Source organism: Helcococcus sp. SA-HE-C1 (assembly GCF_985670335.1).
The window spans coordinates 985,589-1,005,433 of the sequence record NZ_OZ484652.1; the positions used below are offsets into that span (position 1 = coordinate 985,589).

The window sequence follows — 19,845 nt, forward strand, 5'->3', positions numbered from 1 at the left end:
ATTGAAAAGAGCTTAGTATGAATAAAAATAATAAAATACTATTTTATTAATCCTAAATATTTGTAAAAGTTACTAAATAGATTCCATTTAAGTTGTACATGAAAATAACTTAAATCGTATATTTTTATGTTTTATACTTTTTAACGAATATTTTTTTCATTTTATATTTACATTTATTTATGATATAATTTTAGGGCAAATTATTGAAAGGACTCGAGATGTTTAACTTTATTTTAAATGAAAAAAAATATAAAAAAATTCACTTCATTGGCATTGGAGGAGTGAGTATGAGTGGTATTGCAATGCTTATTAATGCACAAGGGTATGATGTATCTGGATCAGATATGGGGGATTCAGAATTATTGACCGTACTTAAAGAAAAGGGAATTAAAGTATTTAGCAAACAAGTAAAAGAGAATATTACAGATCAAGATTTATTTGTATATACTGATGCAATCCCTGAATCTAACGAAGAACTTATAAAAGCAAAAGAAACTGGAAATCCTGTAATTACTAGAGGAGTATTTTTAGGTGCCCTAATGAAAAATTACGATAAAGCTATTGCAGTATCCGGCTCACATGGGAAATCAACAACAACATCAATGATTGCTAAAATTTTGTTATCAACTGAGAAAGAACCTTCAATTCTTTTAGGTGGCGATTTAGATGAAATGGATGGAAATGTAAATATTGGTAAGGAAGATATACTTTTGACAGAAGCTTGCGAATTTAAGGGTAATATACTAAATTTCTATCCCACTACTGCTATCGTATTGAATATTGATGCTGATCATTTAGATTATTTTAAGGACTTAAATCATATTGTTGATACATTTATTGGATATATGAAAAATTTAGATGAAAACTCAAAAGCTATTATTAATATTGACAATACAAATACTCATAAACTTTTAGACTATATTCCTGGAGAAGTAATTACTTTTGGTATCGAAAATAAAGATGCTAATTATCATATAAAAAGTCTAGAATTTGATAAAAATGGATATCCAACCTTTACCTTAAAAATGAAAAACGGTAATGTAGAAGATTTTCAATTACAAATTATCGGTATGCATAATGTATATAATTCTATAGCTGCAATCATTGCATCTTATGAAAACGGTATAGATATAGAAACTATTAAGTCTGCTTTAAGAGAATATAAAGCACTTCATAGGAGATTTGAAACAATTGGAGAATATAATGGAGCAAAAATAATAACAGACTATGCTCATCATCCAGTAGAAATCGATACAACTTTAAGAGCTGCAAAGTCATTTACTGATAAAAATATAATAACTGTTTTTGAGCCACATCAGTATTCAAGAACATTATCATTCTTAAACGAATTTTCAAAAGCTTTTTCTAGTGCAGATGAAGTTATTATCACTGATATTTATGGTGCTAGAGAAGAATTTAATCCAAATATTCACTCTAGAGATTTAGTAGATAAAATCGTTAAAAATGGAGTAAATGCAAAATATATTTCAGATTTTGAAACAGTAAAGAAAGAATTACAAAAAAGAATTACTTCAGATGATTTAGTTATAACAATAGGTGCAGGAAAACCTCATATTTTAGCAAAAATGTTAATCAAATAAAAAGAGGATTTAGTTTTTAAAACTAAATCCTCTTTTTATTTTAATTTTATTATCATTGCAAAATTAAATTCCTTAGATTCTCCAGATTTTAAGATATATGTTTTTTCAAGCAAATTATATGTAGGTTCCACGCATAGAAAATTTTCTGAAAAACTGGACCAAAGCACAAACCTATTTAAATCTTTATTTCTGAAATTAACAATATATTTTTCTGTTTCTAATTCATAAACTTCTTCTATAAAAACAGATTCTTCTAATTCTTCTTTTGAAAATAAAATTTTATTTTTATTTATTTTCACATTTTTCATATCTTCAAATTTAAAATATGGGTGAAACGCTGGGCTAACTTCTAATTCTTTATTTCCAATATTTTTTAATACCAATTTAGTAATCACTGTATTTTCGTGAATAATATAACTTAATCTTGAAACTAAATGTTCATACCCATATGTAGAGTTTTTTAATTCATATGTAACTTCATTTTCATTTTCATGTATCAATTCCCATTTACTTTCTCTACCAAAACCGTGCCTTGGTAGATCATAATTATCATTTAATCCAAAAAATGGTAAACAAATATGAGAACCTCCCCTATCTTTTAATATTCCATTCTCTTTAATTTCTTTTCTTGAAAAAATTATTGGAATATTTTTAAATGTTAAGCTTTCAATATACGCTCCAAGTGAATTAATTTCTATTTCTATACTTTCATTTTTGATTATCTTTTGCATTTTCTCTCCTTCAACTTATTAAATGTTAAATTATTTTTATTCTTATAAATTATCTATTCGCATATTTAAACATATAATTTTGTGGACTGTATGAACTTTATAATTAGAAAATTATAGAATTCTCCTTAGTATTAAAGACCTAATACATCAACAATAATATACCAATAATTTTTTAATACTGTTTCTGATCTCCTTCTTGGCATAAAAATTCCTCCTGATTAGTTTTTCTTTACCCAAATCAGGAGGTTTCTATACATAAAATTTTATATAGTCTCTATTATAATATATATAACTATTTATATTTTATTTATTTATTTTTTTTCTTTCTTAAACCTAATATACCTGCCACTGACATCGCAAGAGCTCCTACTGTTAATGATATACCAGAAACGCCTGTTTTAGGATTTTCGGTTTTTCCTTGTGATGAGTTTTGTTTTTCTGGAGTAGGTTTCACAACATTATTATCCTTTTTATCAGCTTTATAGATATCATAAATTTCTTTTAAGATTTTATTAATTTCATCAACTGATTTAGCATTATCAATTCTCTTATTATAAGCATCTCCTTGTGCAGGTGTTATATTTTTTGCTGCTACATTATTTTCTACAATTTCTTTAGCTTTAGCTTTTGCGTCTGATAATGTTTTTTCTGCTAATTGATCTGCTACATATTTTTCATGAATTTCTTTTAAGATTTCATTAATTTCATCAACTGATTTAGCATCATCAATTCTCTTATTATAAGCATCTCCTTGTACAGATGTTATATTCTTTGCTGCTACATTATTTCCTACAATTTCTTTAGCTTTTACTTTTGCGTCTGGTAATGTTTTTTCTGCTAATTGATCTGCTACATATTTTTTATGAACTTCTGATAATACTTTATTTATTTCATTTTTAGATGGAGCGTTATCAATTCTATTTTTATAAGCATCTCCTTGTGCAGATGTTATATTTTTTGCTGCTACATTATTTTCCACAATTTCTTTAGCTTTTGCTTTTGCGTCTGATAATGTTTTTTCTGCTAATTGATCTGCTACATATTTTTCATGAATTTCTGATAATACTTTATTTATTTCATCTTTAGATAGAGCGATATCAATTCTTGTCTTAAATGCTTTACTTTCAGATTCTGTTATATTGCTCTCTTTGATATTGCTATCTACAATTACTTTTGCTTTTTCTTTAATTTCTTGTAATGTTTTTTCTGCTGCTTGATATACTTTATAAATGTCTGATAATACTTTATTTACTTCTTCTTTAGATGTCGCATTATCAATTCTTGTCTTAAATGTATCACCTTGTGCAGTAGTTATATTCTTTGCATCAATATTGCTATCTACAATGACTTTAGCTTGTTTTTTTACTTTTTGTAATACATTTTCTTTTTCTTGATATATTGTATAAATTTCTCTTAATATAGTATTTATTTGATGTTTAGTTTGAGCATCTTCAATTTTATTATTAAAATCATCTCTTTGAGCTTTTGTAATATTGTTTGCATTAAAGTTTTCTTCTATAATATAATTCGCTTTTGCTCTTGCATCTTGCAATTCTTTTTCAAATACTTTTTCAATTTCTCTTGCCTGATATAATGTATTACTAATATCCTCTATCGTTGTTGCATCTGTTACATCTTTTATTGCATCTTTTCTTTGTTCATTAGTCAAGCCTTTTTTATTACCAAGTTCTGCTACCGCTCTTGATTTTGCTGATTCTAAATTATCAGAAAAGTCTTCCTTTTCTTTTTTTGCTTTAGGTAAATTTTCTTTTGCACTCTCAAGAGATGCTTTTATTTTTTCATTTCTATCTTTTAATCTATCAATTTGCTTTTGTAACTCTTGCTTTTTATCATCAGCAGAATTTTTTAATTCCTCTTCTAATGAATTTATTTTTTTTTCATTTTCTTTAATATTTTTTTCGTAAGTTTTAATTGTTGTTTCCCATATATTAATTTCAGCTTCAAGTTCTTGTACAGTTTTTGCAGCGTATGAAATTTTAGATGAATCAACTAAATAACTTCCACTTAACAGCAGTCCAGCAGTAAGTGTTATTGCTAATACTTTATTTTTCTTCATAATTTTCTCCTTTGTATATTTTACATTTCGACATTAGTCTAGATAATTATATAATATTTTTCCGTATTTTACAATTTTTAAATAAATTTTCTGAATAATCTAATAAAACTATAATTTTATAATTTTTTTACAAACTTTTTATATAAAGTTTTGATATGATATAATAATTAAACAAGGAGGAATATATGCGAATTGCGATTTTTACAGAGACATATCCACCATATATAAATGGTATAGCAACACAAACAGCCTCATTAAAAAAAATATATGAAGAAATGGGACATGAAGTTTTAGTAGTTACTGTTGGAGCAGAAAAGTTAGATGAAACTACATTAATTGACAATGTAGTTTATGTTCCTGGTATATTACTAAAAAAAATATATAACTACAGATTGGCTATACCTGCTGGGAACATGAGAAAAAAAATACCTATTAAATTTAATCCGGATATAATCCATATTCAAAATGAATTTGGTATTGGAAATTTAGCTTTAAGAGTAGCAAAAAAAAGAAATATTCCAGTAGTTTATACACTACATAGTGAATATGATAAATTTTTATTCTATGTTGGATTAAAATATTTTGAAGAATTTTCACAAAATATTTCAGCAAATTATTTTGGTAGATTTTCTAGAAGAGCAACCATAATTACAAGTCCGTCACCTAAAGCACAAGAATATATAGAAAGACAAGGTCTTGATAAGCGTGTAGTAATACTAGATAATGCCGTTAATTTTGAAGAATTTAGACCTTCCCCTGAAAAAGAAGAATTCAGAAAAGAATTTAGAAAAAAATATAATCTAGATGAGAAAACAAAGGCTTTTGTTTTTGTTGGAAGAATTGGTAAAGAAAAAAATATACAGGAATTAGTTGAAAATTGGATTTATACAGACTTACCTGAGGAAAAGGCGGTTCTTTTCATAGTGGGTGGTGGTCCTATGTTAGATGAACTACGAGATTTAATTAGCACAAATGGTTTTGATGATAGAATTATTTTGACTGGACCTGTTCCAAATACAGAAATATCGAAACATCTATTTGCAATGGATTACTATACCACCGCTTCTCTATCTGAGATGCATTCTATTTCAATGCTTGAAGCAATGGCATCTGGTTTATTTGCTCTTATCAAATTAGATAAACCGAATGAAAAACAAATAATACCTGGTAAAAATGGATATCAATGGGAAACTAAGGAAGATTTTAAGGAATTATTTAATAAAGTTTTAAATCTTTCAGAAGAGGAACAAGCAAAACTTAAAGAAAATGTTATTGAATATTCAAAAGAAAATGATTTTAAGAAACAAGCAGAAAAACTTTTAGCTATTTATAGAGATGCTATCGATATTAATAAACAAAAAATAGATAATAAGGAGAATAAATGAAACTTATTTCATGGAATGTAAATGGACTAAGAGCTGTTATGAAAAAAGGCTTTATGGACTATTTCAACCAAGAAGAACCAAATATGATGTGTTTACAAGAAATTAAAATGTCTGAAGGCCAACTGGAATTGGAACTTCCAGGATACTATCAATATTTTAATTATGCAAATAAAAAAGGATATTCTGGTACTGCGATATTTACTAAACACGAACCATTAAATGTATATTATGGTATTGATATGGAAGAACACGATAATGAAGGTCGTGTAATCACACTCGAATTTGAAAAATTTTATCTAGTAACATGTTATACTCCCAATTCTAAGAGGGGATTGAAAAGACTTGATTATAGACAAGTATGGGAAGACGATTTTAGAGATTATTTACTTAAGTTGAACACAAAAAAACCTGTAGTTTTATGTGGTGATCTAAATGTTGCACATAATGAAATTGACTTAGCAAATCCTTCATCAAATAGAAGAAATGCAGGATTTACAGATGAAGAACGTGGTAAATTTAGCGAACTATTAGACGCAGGATTTATCGACACTTATAGATATTTTTATCCTGAAATTCCTGATATGTACACTTGGTGGTCATATATAACAAAAGCACGTGAAAGAAATGTTGGATGGAGAATTGACTATTTTGTTGTTTCAGAAGATTTTAAGGATAATATACTTGACGCAAGTATACACATGGAACAACACGGATCTGATCATTGTCCAGTTGTATTGCATTTAAAATGAAATTAAGACTCTAGGACATCCTAGAGTCTTTTTATATTTATCTTATGTTAATTATATAAGTATTATAATTTATTCTAATAAATCAATCTAAACCTTTAGTATTTAATTCAATAAAAAAAATTATTCCGATGTCACTTCTATCAACTCGATATTTTACACCATAATTTAATAGTATATTTCTTACAATATAAAGCCCTAAACCATTGCTATTTTCTTTGTTTAGATCAAAATTAACTTCAAAAATATTATCTAAATCTAAATCATTATCAAATGAATTTTCTATATATAAGAAATTATTTACAACACCAATATTTATAATTCCATTATTTTCAGTATACTTCACTGCATTACTAATTAAATTAGAAAGAACAATTTTAATTGCTGTTTTACCAATATAAATATTTTCATCTTCTAGATTATTATTAAACTTTATATTTTTTTGTGTTGCTATTAAACTATACTTGTTCAATACTTCTTGCAATACATCATTTATTTTAACAATTTCTTCATCATTTTTTAAATTTTCTAAAGATGATATAGACAGGATTTGAGAAATATTTTGCGATAAATCGTCTACTATATCAATACAATTTCCAATGTACAGCTCTTTATTTTTATATTTTCCAATATTATATTTCATGTTTTCTAATATAATTTTAAGGCTTGCAAGTGGTGTTTTTAACTCATGAGAAGCTCCCCTAAAAAAATCATATTTTAATTTTTCTAATTTTAATACTTCCTTGTTTTTAATTTCTAAATCATCAATTAGTTTTAATAAAGTTTTATAAAGATCATTAATTTGACCCTTGAGTTGCCCAACTTCATTTTTTGAATTAACATCTAAAATTGCGGTTTTATCCAATCTCATCATTTTATCTGTAACATCTTTAATTTCTTGAATATTATTTTTTATAGCTTTAGCATAAATAAGCGATATAACTATAGAAAATAAAAATGAAATAGATAATGAAAATGGGAGAAACTTAAAACTAAGATCTTTTGCATCTTTTTGCATATCTGTAGTCGATATAAATTGTACAAATATATCTTGTCCAGTATTTAGCTTTATTTTTCTCTCTTCTATTATTAAAGAATTATTAGAACTTCTTAAATCTATACTATTATTATTTTTTATGTGTAATTCATTTTCGTTCTTTTTACCTTTAATAAACGCAGTTATTTCACTACTTTTAGAATAAAATTCCAAAGACTCTTCTATAAATTTTAAATCTTTACCTTGAATATTATTAGAAATTTCATTTGCTTTAGCTTGAATTTCTTGTTTTCTTGTTTCTAAATATGTTTTTGGAAAAATAAAGAAAACAAGTAAATGTATTAAAATAATTAAACTCGCTAAAATACTAAATGTTTGCAAAAACATTTTTGGAAACACTCTTAAATTCTTCATCTTCTCTCCAATTTATATCCAACATTTCTAATTGTAGTTATACAGTCTAATCCTAGTTTTTTTCGTAACTCTTTTATATATACGTCAATTACTCGATCAAATGGTATCTCCTCAGTTTCTTTCCAAACATTGTCTATAATCTGAGATCTGGTTAGTGCCTGACCTTCATTTTTGATTAAATATTTTAGTATTTCTAATTCTTTAGCATTCACGTCTATATTTTTATTATTATATTTAGCTGTATAACTAGTGAAATTTACTACTGTATCTTTGTACTTAAATATTTCTATATCTCCAAAGTACTTTTTAATTAAAGAATCTACTCTCGCCTTTAAGACTGGTAAAGAAAAAGGTTTTTCAATATATCCATCTGCTAAACCAGTAAAAGCTTCTATCTTATATTCTTCATCGTTAAATGCAGTTAACATAAGTATTGGTAATTTACTTTTTTCTCTTATTTTTTTTAGTACTTCAAGTCCATTTAATATAGGTATTTGAATATCTAATATAACTAAATTAAATTCATCTGCATTAAAATTTAAAATGGCCTCTTTGCCATCCTTAGCTTCAATCATTTCATATCCAAATTCAGATAGATATTCACAAACCCCTTCTCTTATCATAGGGTCATCTTCAACTATAAGTATTTTCATTATTCCTCCTTTACACATTGATAGTAAAACTTTTATTTTATATATTCAATTATAACCTATATTTATCTCAAATATATAAAAATATCGGTGTATATACACCGATATTTTTATATTATTTTGTATCTATTAATAATTCTTTTGGTTTCTTTCTTAAAATATTTGAAGAAGAAATTAATAATGCGATTCCTAATACTAATGTCATAAATAATATTACGTAAATTAGTGTTTTAGGATTTATAATTACATCTAATTTTGATAATGTTTTATTAAATCCTTCAGCTTCAGCACCACCACCTAAGTTTTGAGAAGATGATTGTTTTGATAATTGTTTTGCAATACCTCCAGTAACATTTTTCAAAATACTATTTCCAAGTATTTTACCAGTATAAACCGCTAGGAAGTATGAACCTATATATGCTGGTATAGATACTAAAAGTAATTCCATTGCAAATTGCCCAAATATTTTAGCCTTAGATATACCTAATGATAGTAATACAGCAATTTCTTTTTTTCTAGAGTTCATCCATAAGAATAATAGTAATGTTACTACCAATCCTGCAAATATTATTGAACCTGCAAATAATTGATTTGCTATTGAGTATATTCCTGAAATAGATTTTTGTAATGCTGGATAGTTAGAAGAGCTCTTAATTAAGCTGTATGATTTCCAGTTGATATCAAGCTTTCCAAGCCCTTTCATTACATCTTCTAAACTTCTATTACCCTTTACAAAGAATGTTGCATCTTGATATACTGCTGTATCTTCAGTATTACCATAAACTTTAGCTGCAGTGTGAACATCTGTCATTAAAGTATTTTCGTAAAGCTCTTGTGCAGCACTTACACCACCACTATTGTGTCCATCAAATAAACCTTTAATTTCTACTTCTACTGTTTCATTTGCACCTTTTTCATTATCAGCATCAAATAAATTTGATTTTAATTTTAATTTATCCCCTACTTTTAAATTATTTTTAGCAGCTAAATCTTTATGCATTAAAATCTTATTTTTATCGTTATTTTCTAAGTGTTTTCCTTCAACTAATTTATATGCTCCAGAAACAAATTTAGTTTCTTTCTCGGATTGATTAACCCCTGTTAACATTACTGTTCTTTTGAAGTTTTTAGCTCTTTCTGCTGATTGGTTAGCTTTAGTTTCTGGCGTTTCTATAATATCGTGATCTACTAAATCTGCCACACTACCTATTCTCTTTATATAGTTATCAATATGTCCAGAATCAACTATTTTTTTTATATCTTCACCTTTGACATTTCCACCACCTCTTGGAGTACCTGGATTTACTCTTCTATTTATTTCCATAGTAAAACTATTAGTGATGTTTCCGAAAGTTTCTGCAGCAGCTTTATTAGTTGCATCCTTTATTGATAAACTTATTAAACTAAGTGCTGACATTGATAAAATGATTAATAGTATGATTAATGATTTTAAGCTTTTTCTTGTGACATACGCAAAAGCATTTTTAAACATTTCTGTCCCCCTTAAATATTATTTGTCTTTTTAATTTTCTTATTATTTAATTCTAATATTGTATCTGCGGCACTTGCCACTTCTTTACTATGAGTCACTACAATAACACATTTATTTCTCTCTTTAGCAAGTTTTTTTAATACTTCAATTATTTCTCCAGCAGTTGCATCATCCAAATTACCTGTAGGCTCATCTGCCAATATAACAGGAGCTTCTGAAACTAAAGCTCTTGCAATAGCAACTCTTTGTTGTTGCCCCCCTGATAATTTCATAACATTTCTTTTTATTTGAGTTTTATCAAGTCCTAACTCAAGCAATATTTGCTCAGATGCTTTGCTATTTACCAATCTAATATTTTCTAATGGTGATAAATAATCTATTAAATTATAATTTTGGAATACAAGAGAAATATTATTTTTTCTATGATAACTATATCCCTTTTTTTCAATATTTTCGTTATTAAATAAAATTGATCCACTGTTTGGTTTATCTAATCCTGCAAGTAAAGAAAGTAATGTTGATTTACCTGTCCCTGATTTACCTATAATCGCATAAAATTTTCCTAATTCAAAACTTTCATTTACTAGAGATAATATTTTCTCTTTTGACTCATAACTGTATGTTACATTTTTTATTTCTAATATATTCATGATTTTCTCCTAACTTATTTTTGATAAAATTTCTTTCGGTTTTTTTATTAAAATCATTGATGAAGCAATGATTACTGATACAAGTATTATAAACACTAACAATCCATAACTTTTCACAAATGTAGTTAACGTATCTAAACTATATCCTCCACTTATAAAGTTGCTTGGTAATGATTCTGTATTTTCAGAACTTATCATCCCACTAATAATTTGTTTAACTATCACATTTCCTAAAACTAAGGATACAATAATTGTCGGTATAGATATAAATATTAATTCTATAATAAATTGACTTATAATTTTAATTTTACTTACGCCTATTGATAATAATATTCCTATTTCATATATTCTCTCTCTCAGCCACAATACAAGTATCAATGAAAGAACACTCGCACCTGCTACAACTATTGCATATGTCATGATTTTTATGATATGTTTAACTCCATCTAATGATTCTAAAGCTTCCTTAAATGAGTTGCTATCTTTCTCTATATTATATTTAGATGAATCAAAATCTAACTTTTTAATCTTACTTATTACTTCATCCATTTTTTCTGGACTTTCTGTAAATATACTTATTTTATTTACTATTTTATTTTGATCAGAAATATTTAAAGCTTTCTGACTTGATGCATAATCTGTAAACATCATATTTTCACTAAAATCAGATGACAATCCTGTAAATTTTTCTTGTTTCTTACCACTAAAGATACCTACAATTTGATAATCTTGTTTTTGTATTTTCTTTGAGCTATCACTATTATTTACTAGTTCTAAGCTAACTTTATCATTTAATTTTAGATTATTTTTTTTAGCAAATTCTTCATGAACTAAAATTTTATTAACATCATTTTTTTCAATATTTCTTCCTTCTTTTAATGAAAAAACACCACTATTAAATAAAATGTTCTTTTTAGTTTCACTTGTAGCCTCTATTTCAACTACATTTTTCATATTTTCTGGTATATCGTCCCTTTTTATCTTTTCTTCTGCATCAACTACTTTTCCACTAATTAGTTTTGCTATAGAATTATATTGAGGAATGTTATGATCTATTTCTTTTATTTTATCCAATCCCTTGAACTCACTTAGATTAAAATAGCCATTCTCATTTCCTTTAGCCTTTTTTGTTATAGATATTGATGAATTTGATGACTTATATAAAGATTTTTCTAAATCATCACTTGATTTTAATACATTTAAGCATGCGTATAAACTCGAAAGAACCAATGATAGAATTATAAAAACTATTAATGTTCTATTCTTTTTTCGTGTAACATATGCTAATGCATTTTCTATTACTTTCATTATAACTCCTTTCCTAAACTTTATTTTTTATTTGTTTATATTAGACATCTTATAACAGATTTATGAAATGTTTATGAAATGGAATTTTATTTTGGAATAAAAAACTGGCATCCTAAAAAATTGAATTTAGGTGCCAGTTTATAACTCGTTTCTAAATAATTATCACTACTTGTTTGTTTATATATGTATAATGAATCGATTTAAAATTATCTTATTTTAATATTATTTCTTTAACAAATTTTTCAATATCAAGTATTTCAGTAAAATTCGGATCTAAATGAATTAAAAAATGCCAATTTTCAGAGTCTTTTCTTTTATATAAAATAGCTTCACCATCTTCTGAACCAAAAAACGCTCTACTCACTTCAAATCCTTTGTCTTCTAAATATTTTTTTACTTTTTTATATCTTTGCTCACGATTTTCTATGTATATTTTAACATCTTCGTTTTCAATAGAATACGCATCTATCCTTGTTACATTCGATACCATACCATTTCCTTTAGTTGACAAATTAGGTATTTCTTTCCAAATTACATCAATTTGAGAGTTTTCAGTAAACATAAATTTTGAAAATGGGATAATATGATCGTTAAATTCTAATTCTAGATAGTTAGGAAATTCTTCTAATGATATAGTTTCATATAAGAAACCGTCTATTTCTTCACAATTATATCCTTTTAATCTAGATATAAACTCTCGACCCTGCTCGATACTATCAAACAAAGCTATTTCTGTAGATATTCCTGCTTGATTTAGTTCTAATATATACATATTAACTCCTTTATAGTTCTTTATAATTGATTTTATTTGAAATATATAATTTGTATGTACTTAAATATAAAAATATAGAATAAAAAAGCTTTTTAATATTATCAGTAAAAATTTAAATGGTTTCAGCTTAATAGCTATATGAAATTACATCATGAGTTCAAATAAAAATTTATTCATGTCGTCCTTATGGACTCGCATTGGCGAATAATTTAGCAAATCTTCGATTTGCTATTTTTTATTTTAAAATAAATTTATAATATATTCCATTATTTAAGGAAAACGTATTTATCGATAACAAAAAAAATAATTTTTTTACAAATTTTCCACTTATTATTTTGTTAGATTAATTATAAACTATAATTATATTAAAATACAATATTTTTATAGATTATATGATTAGTGATATAATATAAAATAAAAAATAAAGGAGTAACTATGTCAAACCAATTAATAGATAGATTTATAAAATACGTAAAAAAAGATACTAAATCAAATCCAGAAAGCTCTAGTGTGCCTAGCTCTAATAATCAAATTCATTTTCAAAACGATTTAGTAGAAGAACTAAAGGAGCTTGGTTATGAAAATGTTAAATTAAATACCGAAAACTATTTTGTTACAGCTACTATTCCATCTACTTCAAGTAAGAAACTTCCAACAATTGGGTTTATTTCCCATATAGATACTGCTGATTTTGAAAGCGAAAATATTAATCCACAGTTTCACGAAAATTATGACGGATCAGATATTAAATTAGACAAAGAAGGTAAATATATACTTTCACCAAAAGATTTTCCAAGTTTAAATAGATACATAGGACAGACACTAATAACAACTGATGGATTTACCCTTTTAGGAGCTGATGATAAAGCTGGTGTTGCCGAGATTGTTACTGCTGGACATTATCTTTTACAGCACCCTGAAATTGAACACGGTAAAATACGTGTAGCTTTTGGTCCTGATGAAGAAATAGGTAGAGGTGCTGATTTATTTGATGTGAAAGATTTTGATTGTGATTTTGCTTATACTATGGACGGTAGTATTGTTGGCGACTTAGAATATGAATGCTTTAATGCCGCTTCACTTATTGTAAATATTCAAGGTAAAAACGTTCATCCAGGTTCTGCAAAAGATAAAATGGTAAATGCCTTGAAAATTGCTATTGAATTTCAAAATGCACTTCCTGAATATTCTTCACCAGAACATACTGAAGGATATGAAGGTTTTTATCATTTATCTGAAATAAATGGTAATGAAGAAGCAGCAAAGATGATCTATATCATTCGTGATCACGATAAAAATCTTTTTGAAGATAAGAAAAAATATATTGAACTTATCACTAAAAGAATTAATAATAAATACGGAAAAGAAAGAATTACTTTCAAAATTGAAGATTCTTATCATAATATGGGCGAAATAATCGAAAATGATTTCACCTGTGTTGATATAGCAAAAAAAGCAATGAAAAATCTTGGTATAACCCCAAATATTACTCCTATTCGTGGAGGAACCGATGGATTAAAAATTTCATTTATGGGATTGCCTACTCCAAATATTTTTGCCGGTGGCGAAAATTTCCACGGAAGATATGAGTTTGTTGCGATAGAATCTATGGAAAAAGCTGCTAAAGTCATTATTGAAATCGCAAAGTTAAGTACTACGCTTGAAAAAAATGAATAAAATAGTAGGTCTGTACGTCCATATTCCTTTTTGTGAAAAGAAGTGCCACTATTGTGATTTTCTAACATTTACAGATCAAAATGATGAAATACTAGACTATGTAAATTATTTAATTAAAGAAATACAAATGTACGAAGGAAAAGGCTATATACTAGATACTATATATATCGGTGGTGGTACTCCTTCATATCTTGATGCTAATTTAATGTCTAAAATTATTTCCACAATAAAAGAAGTATTTATACTTGAAGAAGATTGTGAAATTACAATTGAATTGAATCCCGAGTCTGTTAATAAAAAAAAGATTATAACCTATCTAAAAAGTGGTATAAATAGATTTTCTATGGGGGTACAAAGTTTTGATAATCAAGTTTTAAGGATTATGGGTAGAATTCACAGAAAAGAAACCGTTTTTGAAAAATTGCAAATCATGAAAGAACTTGGCTGTAAAAACATCAGTATCGATTTAATGATGGCTAATCCTAAACAAGATATTAATGTTTTAAAAAATGATTTATCCATTGCTGTAAATCTAGATGTAAATCATATTTCTTACTATTCATTAATTTTAAAAGAAAAAACGCACTTTGAATGGTGGGTAAACGAGGGCAAATTTGAACTTTTTGACCCGATAGAAGAACGGAAAATGTATCATTTAGTCACCAAAACCTTAAAATCACATGGATTTAATCAATATGAAATCTCCTCCTTTTCTAAGGAAGGATATGAATCCATTCATAATCAAAAATATTGGAATCTAAAAAATTATCTAGGAGTTGGTATGGGGGCATCTGCCAATATAGATCTAATTAGAACTACGAATACTAGAAGATTTAAGACATACTATGAAATGATTGATTCTGGGAGATTCCCCATTGAAGAAAAAGAAGTTCTAAGTCTCGACACTAGAGAGAAGGAATATTTAATGCTGAATCTAAGAATGTTAAAAGGTTTTAATGTTTTAAATATTAACAAAAAATTTAATATTGATTTTGAAAATAAATATAAGAAAATATTAGATAAATATTTAGATTTAGGTGTTATTGAAAAAGTTGGTGATAGTATTAGATTTACTGAAACTGGCGTAGATAATGGGAATTTAATGTTTAGAGATTTGTATGATTTAGATTGAGAGAATTTATTTTCTCTCTTTTTTTTCTTAAAATATATGTTGACATTCATATTTTTTTATAGTAAAGTATCTCTCAGTGAAAAAAAATTGGAGGTCAAAATGGAAAACAAAAAAATCTACAAAGTTGATGAGAAAGTCCCACTAAAGTTACTATTACCTTTATCTTTGCAACATACATTTGCCATGTTTGGAGCATCGGTTTTAGTTCCTATTTTATTTAATATTAACCCTGGTATTGTTCTTTTAATGAATGGTATTGGAACACTTTTATTTATTTTGATAACTAAGAAAAAAGCACCTGCTTATTTAGGTTCAAGTTTTGCATTTTTAGCATCCGGTACTGCTATTATTGCTTCACAAGGATTTAGATATGCTCAAGGTGCTTTTTTAGTGGTCGGATTGATTGGATGTTTACTGGCATTTGTTATTTATAAATTTGGAGTAAAATGGATAGATGTAGTTCTACCTCCTGCTGCAATGGGTGCCGTCGTAGCCTTAATAGGACTAGAACTGGCAGGGATAACCGTAAAAGGAGGGGCAATAGGTGCAAATTTAATGACCGAAACTTCTGTAAAAGCTGACTGGATAGTTTTTGCTGTAACCTTATTAACAGCAGTGATAGGTTCCGTTGTATTTAGAGGATTTTTATCAACTATTCCAATTTTAGTAGCGATAGTAATAGGATATATTACAGCAATATTTTTTGGAATGGTTGATTTTACTAAAGTGCAAGAAGCTTCGTTATTTACTATGCCACAATTTCAAATACCACAATTTTCTGTGGAGTCTATACTTGCTATGCTCCCAGTAATACTCGTAATAACTTCCGAACACATATCTCATCAAGTTGTTACTTCAAATATAGTGAATAAAAACTTATTAAAAGATCCCGGATTACATAGATCCATTTTTGCCGATAATTTTTCTTCAGCTATTTCTGGACTTGTAGGCGGTGTACCAACAACCACATACGGTGAAAATATAGGTGTAATGGCGATTACTGGAGTTTACTCCGTACAAGTAATTGCAGGGGCCGCTGTCATATCAATACTAATGGCGTTTTTTGGCGACTTTCAGCGTTAATTCAAACTATACCAGGAAATGTAATAGGCGGAGTTACATTTTTACTATATGGAATGATTGGAGCTTCAGGTATAAGACTCTTAGTTGACCAAAAAGTTGATTATAACAAATCTGAAAATCTAGTACTTACATCAGTAATTTTTGTATCTGGTTTGTCTGGATTAAGCATTCAATTTGGGACAATACAATTAAGCGGAATGGTACTTGCGTCTGTTGTCGCCGTCTTATTATCTTCTTTATTAGCAATATTAAAAAAATTAAAATTAACAAATGATATAAACTAAAAAAAATATAAAGAGTTGTCTAAATATAGACAACTCTTTATATTTTTATGGGGGATAAAATATTTTTGTTATTTAGCAGGAATAATTTCGCCCTTAAATTTATCTTCTATATATTTTTTTACTTCATCTGATTGAAAAGCCTTTAGGACTTTTTTATAAGTTTCATTATCTTTATCCGCTTCTCTTACTGCTATACCATTTGCAAATGGGTTTTTATTCGTTTTTTCAATTGCTAGTGAATCATTCTTAGGTGATAATCCTGCAGTTAAAGCATAGTTTGAATTTATTATAGCTATAGCTGCATCTTCATAAGCTCTAGGTATTGTTGCCGCCTCTACTGGTAAAAACTTTAAATTCTTTTTATTTTCAACAATATCTTTCTCTGTTGCATTTAATCCTATACCATCTTTTAACTTAATCAATCCATTATCTTCTAAGATACGTAAAGATCTTGCTCCATTTGAGGCATCATTTGGAAATACTACTGTATCACCATTTTTAAGTTGGTCTAGAGACTTTAATGTCTTTGAATATATTCCCATTGGCTCAATATGAACTCCACCTAAAAACGCAATATGTGTTCCTCTATCTTTATTAAAGTTTTCTAAGTATGGTATGTGTTGGAAAAAATTTAAATCTAATGATTTTTCTTCAAGTGCTGTGTTCGGTATTACATAATCGTCAAATTCTTTTATTTCCAATTCTATCCCATCTTTTTCCAGAATCTTCTTAGCTACTTCAGCTATTTCTTTATGCGGTACTGGCGACACACCAATAACAACTTTTTTGTTTTCTTTTTTATCTTTTAACTTTGTTTCAGTTTTTGATTCATTCTTAGTTTCTTCTTTTTTAGTATTTCCACATGCAACAAGTAAAAATGCTAATGTTAATGCCAATAATAATGTAATAGTTTTTTTCATAATTTTCTCCTTATTTTCTTTTATCTACTTTTTTTGCTAGTCTTGTTCCAGTAAATTGAATTATTTGTACAAGAGCAATAATTACAATGACCGATAAAAATAAAACTTCGTTATTTATTCTGTCATATCCAAATCTTTTTGCAACAGAACCTAATCCACCTCCCCCAACGACACCTGCCATCGCAGAATATCCTATAAGTGTAATTATTAAGTTTGTAACTGATGCTATTAGTTGTGGAAGTGACTCTGATATTATAACTCTTGTCAAAATATTAAAATCACTCGCTCCCATTGATTTACACGCCTCTATTATTCCTTTATCTACTGTAAGATAAGCTTGTTCGAACAGCCTTGCTAGAAATGGTATCGCACCAATAGTCAATGGAACTATGGCGGCAGTTGTACCAAGTCTTGTTCCCACTATAATTTTAGAAAGTGGTAATAATAGAATTATTAATATGATGAATGGAAAAGATCTTAATATATTTACTATAAAATCTAAAACTGTATAAAGTTTTGAATTTTTACCTAATCCATTTTTGCTAGTTGAAAATAATATCAATGATAGTGGTAAGCCAACTAATAACGTGAAAAATGTACTTAATACTATCATATACACTGTTTCACCAGTAGCCTCTAAAATCAAACTTTGTATTTCACTCATTTAACTTCCTCCACTTCTACTCCATATTTTTCTAACCTTGCAAGTGCTTTTTTAAGCTTTTCATCATCACCTATAAACTCCACCACCGTATGTCCAATTCCAGTAGATTGAAGTCTATTTATATTTCCCGATATTATACTAAAATTAATGTTGAATTCTTTCGATAATTCTGATAATATCGGCTTGTTATATGTTTCTTGAGAATAAGTAATTCTAAATACTCTACCCATAAAATTATCAAGTATAATTTCTTCGTCTTCTTCTGCTTCAACTATTTTTCTTATAAAATTTTTAGTGGTCTGTGTTTTAGGTTTCTTAAATAAATTTTCAACTGTATCTTCTTCAATTATTTTCCCTTTTTCGATAACAGCTATTCTATCACAAATATCCTTTGCTACTTCCATTTGATGTGTAATCATAACAATAGTAGTTTTGTATTTTTCTACCGATTTCTTCAATAAATCTAATATCTGCTCTGTATTTTTTGGATTAAGTGCAGATGTTGATTCATCAGATAATATCACTTTTGGATTTGTTGATAATGCTCTAGCTATCGCAACTCTCTGCTTTTGTCCACCCGATAATTGTGAAGGATAAGAATTTTTTTTATCACTCAAACCAGTAAATTCTAGTAATTCTTCAACTCTATTTTTTATCTCTGATTTATTATAATTTATGAGGTATAATGGATATGCAATATTTTCAAAAACTGTTTTTTGATTAAATAAGTTAAAATGTTGAAATATCATTCCAATTGATTTTCTAGTTTCTAATAACTCTTTATTTTTTAGCTTAGTAATATCTATCCCGTCAATAATTATTTTTCCAGATGTAGGTTCTTCAAGTCTATTTAATAATCTAATCAATGTAGATTTCCCTGCACCAGACAAACCAATAACTCCGTAAATTTCTCCCTTCTCGACCTTAAAACTAACATCATCTACCGCCGAGAGTTCTTTGTTTTTATTTTTATATATTTTTCTTAAATTTTTTACTTCTATCATCTTTTAACTCCAAAAAATTAAAAAAGCCCTTATGTGAGTTCATCACATAAGGGCGAAAAATCCGCGTTACCACCTTAATTTAAAGCAAAAAGCTTCCTTCATTACGATACGTATTCATATCTTACACTAGATAACGGATGTCACCGGAAAGGTTTAAAGAAATATCGTTCGACCTTTCTAACTCCTAGACCATATTCAGTAATTCCTCTTTATCTCATCACACCAAACTGAGACTCTCTGTAAAAGCATACTTACTTA

At 27.3% G+C, this 19,845-nt stretch carries 16 protein-coding genes, 1 pseudogene and 1 other annotated feature (1 of these 18 running past the window's edge); of the genes and pseudogenes, 6 read left to right on the forward strand and 11 right to left on the reverse strand.

Features of this window, described 5'->3' with window-relative positions:
- The first annotated feature begins 218 nt into the window (after positions 1-218).
- Positions 219-1,601, forward strand: coding sequence for a UDP-N-acetylmuramate--L-alanine ligase (gene murC / locus AC4KN9_RS05180; protein WP_491017562.1), 1,383 nt, complete (start codon positions 219-221; stop codon positions 1,599-1,601).
- A 35-nt stretch (positions 1,602-1,636) separates the two neighbouring features.
- Here the strand turns inward: murC and AC4KN9_RS05185 are convergent, their stop codons facing one another.
- Both AC4KN9_RS05185 and AC4KN9_RS05190 read right to left on the reverse strand, forming a co-directional pair.
- The gene (locus tag AC4KN9_RS05185; RefSeq protein ID WP_491017563.1) at positions 1,637-2,332 is read right to left on the reverse strand and encodes an aldose epimerase family protein; all 696 of its coding nucleotides are present in this window, start codon (positions 2,330-2,332) and stop codon (positions 1,637-1,639) included.
- A 307-nt stretch (positions 2,333-2,639) separates the two neighbouring features.
- Positions 2,640-4,409 (reverse strand): NPXTG-anchored protein, encoded by a 1,770-nt coding sequence (locus AC4KN9_RS05190; RefSeq protein ID WP_491017564.1) that lies wholly within the window; start codon positions 4,407-4,409, stop codon positions 2,640-2,642.
- Positions 4,410-4,594: 185 nt separating this feature from the next.
- On the opposite strand from AC4KN9_RS05190, the gene AC4KN9_RS05195 reads away from it, so the two are divergent.
- Together AC4KN9_RS05195 and AC4KN9_RS05200 are read left to right on the forward strand one after the other, a co-directional pair.
- Positions 4,595-5,794, forward strand: a complete 1,200-nt coding sequence (locus AC4KN9_RS05195) for a glycosyltransferase (protein WP_491017565.1) — start codon at positions 4,595-4,597, stop codon at positions 5,792-5,794.
- Positions 5,791-6,543, forward strand: a complete 753-nt coding sequence (locus AC4KN9_RS05200; protein ID WP_491017566.1) for an exodeoxyribonuclease III — start codon at positions 5,791-5,793, stop codon at positions 6,541-6,543. Before AC4KN9_RS05195 ends, AC4KN9_RS05200 begins: the two co-directional genes overlap by 4 nt.
- Before the next feature lie 82 nt (positions 6,544-6,625).
- Here AC4KN9_RS05200 and AC4KN9_RS05205 read toward each other — a convergent pair whose 3' ends face one another.
- The 6 genes from AC4KN9_RS05205 to AC4KN9_RS05230 all read right to left on the reverse strand — a co-directional run bounded on the left by AC4KN9_RS05205 (position 6,626) and on the right by AC4KN9_RS05230 (position 12,823).
- Entirely contained in the window at positions 6,626-7,951 is a 1,326-nt protein-coding gene (locus tag AC4KN9_RS05205) for a histidine kinase dimerization/phospho-acceptor domain-containing protein (RefSeq protein WP_491017567.1), read from the reverse strand.
- Positions 7,948-8,604, reverse strand: coding sequence for a response regulator transcription factor (locus AC4KN9_RS05210; protein WP_491017568.1), 657 nt, complete (start codon positions 8,602-8,604; stop codon positions 7,948-7,950). Before AC4KN9_RS05210 ends, AC4KN9_RS05205 begins: the two co-directional genes overlap by 4 nt.
- Positions 8,605-8,716: 112 nt before the next feature.
- Positions 8,717-10,093, reverse strand: coding sequence for an ABC transporter permease (locus tag AC4KN9_RS05215; protein WP_491017569.1), 1,377 nt, complete (start codon positions 10,091-10,093; stop codon positions 8,717-8,719).
- Positions 10,094-10,104: 11 nt separating this feature from the next.
- Positions 10,105-10,743, reverse strand: a complete 639-nt coding sequence (locus AC4KN9_RS05220) for an ABC transporter ATP-binding protein (RefSeq protein WP_491017570.1) — start codon at positions 10,741-10,743, stop codon at positions 10,105-10,107.
- A 9-nt stretch (positions 10,744-10,752) separates the two neighbouring features.
- Positions 10,753-12,051: an ABC transporter permease gene (locus tag AC4KN9_RS05225; protein ID WP_491017571.1), complete on the reverse strand. Its 1,299-nt coding sequence runs from the start codon at positions 12,049-12,051 to the stop codon at positions 10,753-10,755.
- A 211-nt stretch (positions 12,052-12,262) separates the two neighbouring features.
- On the reverse strand, positions 12,263-12,823 hold the full coding sequence (locus AC4KN9_RS05230; RefSeq protein WP_491017572.1) for a hypothetical protein: 561 nt from the start codon (positions 12,821-12,823) through the stop codon (positions 12,263-12,265).
- A 435-nt stretch (positions 12,824-13,258) separates the two neighbouring features.
- Here AC4KN9_RS05230 and pepT point away from each other — a divergent pair, with 435 nt between their 5' ends.
- The 3 genes and pseudogenes from pepT (at position 13,259) to uraA (ending at position 16,999) form a co-directional block, all read left to right on the forward strand.
- Entirely contained in the window at positions 13,259-14,500 is a 1,242-nt protein-coding gene (gene pepT, locus AC4KN9_RS05235; protein ID WP_491017573.1) for a peptidase T, read from the forward strand.
- On the forward strand, positions 14,493-15,632 hold the full coding sequence (gene hemW, locus AC4KN9_RS05240) for a radical SAM family heme chaperone HemW (protein WP_491017574.1): 1,140 nt from the start codon (positions 14,493-14,495) through the stop codon (positions 15,630-15,632). Before pepT ends, hemW begins: the two co-directional genes overlap by 8 nt.
- A 99-nt stretch (positions 15,633-15,731) precedes the next feature.
- Positions 15,732-16,999: pseudogene (uraA, locus tag AC4KN9_RS05245) on the forward strand (uracil permease).
- Positions 17,000-17,067: 68 nt separating this feature from the next.
- Here the strand turns inward: uraA and AC4KN9_RS05250 are convergent.
- From AC4KN9_RS05250 to AC4KN9_RS05260, 3 genes are read right to left on the reverse strand one after another with little or no spacing between them, the layout of a single operon-like run.
- Positions 17,068-17,919, reverse strand: coding sequence for a MetQ/NlpA family ABC transporter substrate-binding protein (locus AC4KN9_RS05250; protein WP_491017575.1), 852 nt, complete (start codon positions 17,917-17,919; stop codon positions 17,068-17,070).
- Between the two features lie 10 nt (positions 17,920-17,929).
- The gene (locus tag AC4KN9_RS05255; RefSeq protein WP_491017576.1) at positions 17,930-18,583 is read right to left on the reverse strand and encodes a methionine ABC transporter permease; all 654 of its coding nucleotides are present in this window, start codon (positions 18,581-18,583) and stop codon (positions 17,930-17,932) included.
- On the reverse strand, positions 18,580-19,587 hold the full coding sequence (locus AC4KN9_RS05260) for a methionine ABC transporter ATP-binding protein (RefSeq protein WP_491017577.1): 1,008 nt from the start codon (positions 19,585-19,587) through the stop codon (positions 18,580-18,582). Before AC4KN9_RS05260 ends, AC4KN9_RS05255 begins: the two co-directional genes overlap by 4 nt.
- Positions 19,588-19,632: 45 nt before the next feature.
- Positions 19,633-19,845 (reverse strand) — a binding site (T-box leader) (it continues 22 nt past the right edge of the window).

Coding starts and splice junctions, on each gene's coding strand:
- AC4KN9_RS05250 (WP_491017575.1), bottom strand. CDS start 17,919: ATGAAAAAAACTATTACATTATTATTGGCATTAACATTAGCATTTTTA.
- AC4KN9_RS05255 (WP_491017576.1), bottom strand. CDS start 18,583: ATGAGTGAAATACAAAGTTTGATTTTAGAGGCTACTGGTGAAACAGTG.
- murC (WP_491017562.1), top strand. CDS start 219: ATGTTTAACTTTATTTTAAATGAAAAAAAATATAAAAAAATTCACTTC.
- AC4KN9_RS05220 (WP_491017570.1), bottom strand. CDS start 10,743: ATGAATATATTAGAAATAAAAAATGTAACATACAGTTATGAGTCAAAA.
- AC4KN9_RS05200 (WP_491017566.1), top strand. CDS start 5,791: ATGAAACTTATTTCATGGAATGTAAATGGACTAAGAGCTGTTATGAAA.
- AC4KN9_RS05195 (WP_491017565.1), top strand. CDS start 4,595: ATGCGAATTGCGATTTTTACAGAGACATATCCACCATATATAAATGGT.
- AC4KN9_RS05210 (WP_491017568.1), bottom strand. CDS start 8,604: ATGAAAATACTTATAGTTGAAGATGACCCTATGATAAGAGAAGGGGTT.
- AC4KN9_RS05230 (WP_491017572.1), bottom strand. CDS start 12,823: ATGTATATATTAGAACTAAATCAAGCAGGAATATCTACAGAAATAGCT.
- AC4KN9_RS05260 (WP_491017577.1), bottom strand. CDS start 19,587: ATGATAGAAGTAAAAAATTTAAGAAAAATATATAAAAATAAAAACAAA.
- AC4KN9_RS05225 (WP_491017571.1), bottom strand. CDS start 12,051: ATGAAAGTAATAGAAAATGCATTAGCATATGTTACACGAAAAAAGAAT.
- AC4KN9_RS05215 (WP_491017569.1), bottom strand. CDS start 10,093: ATGTTTAAAAATGCTTTTGCGTATGTCACAAGAAAAAGCTTAAAATCA.
- hemW (WP_491017574.1), top strand. CDS start 14,493: ATGAATAAAATAGTAGGTCTGTACGTCCATATTCCTTTTTGTGAAAAG.
- pepT (WP_491017573.1), top strand. CDS start 13,259: ATGTCAAACCAATTAATAGATAGATTTATAAAATACGTAAAAAAAGAT.
- AC4KN9_RS05190 (WP_491017564.1), bottom strand. CDS start 4,409: ATGAAGAAAAATAAAGTATTAGCAATAACACTTACTGCTGGACTGCTG.
- AC4KN9_RS05185 (WP_491017563.1), bottom strand. CDS start 2,332: ATGCAAAAGATAATCAAAAATGAAAGTATAGAAATAGAAATTAATTCA.
- AC4KN9_RS05205 (WP_491017567.1), bottom strand. CDS start 7,951: ATGAAGAATTTAAGAGTGTTTCCAAAAATGTTTTTGCAAACATTTAGT.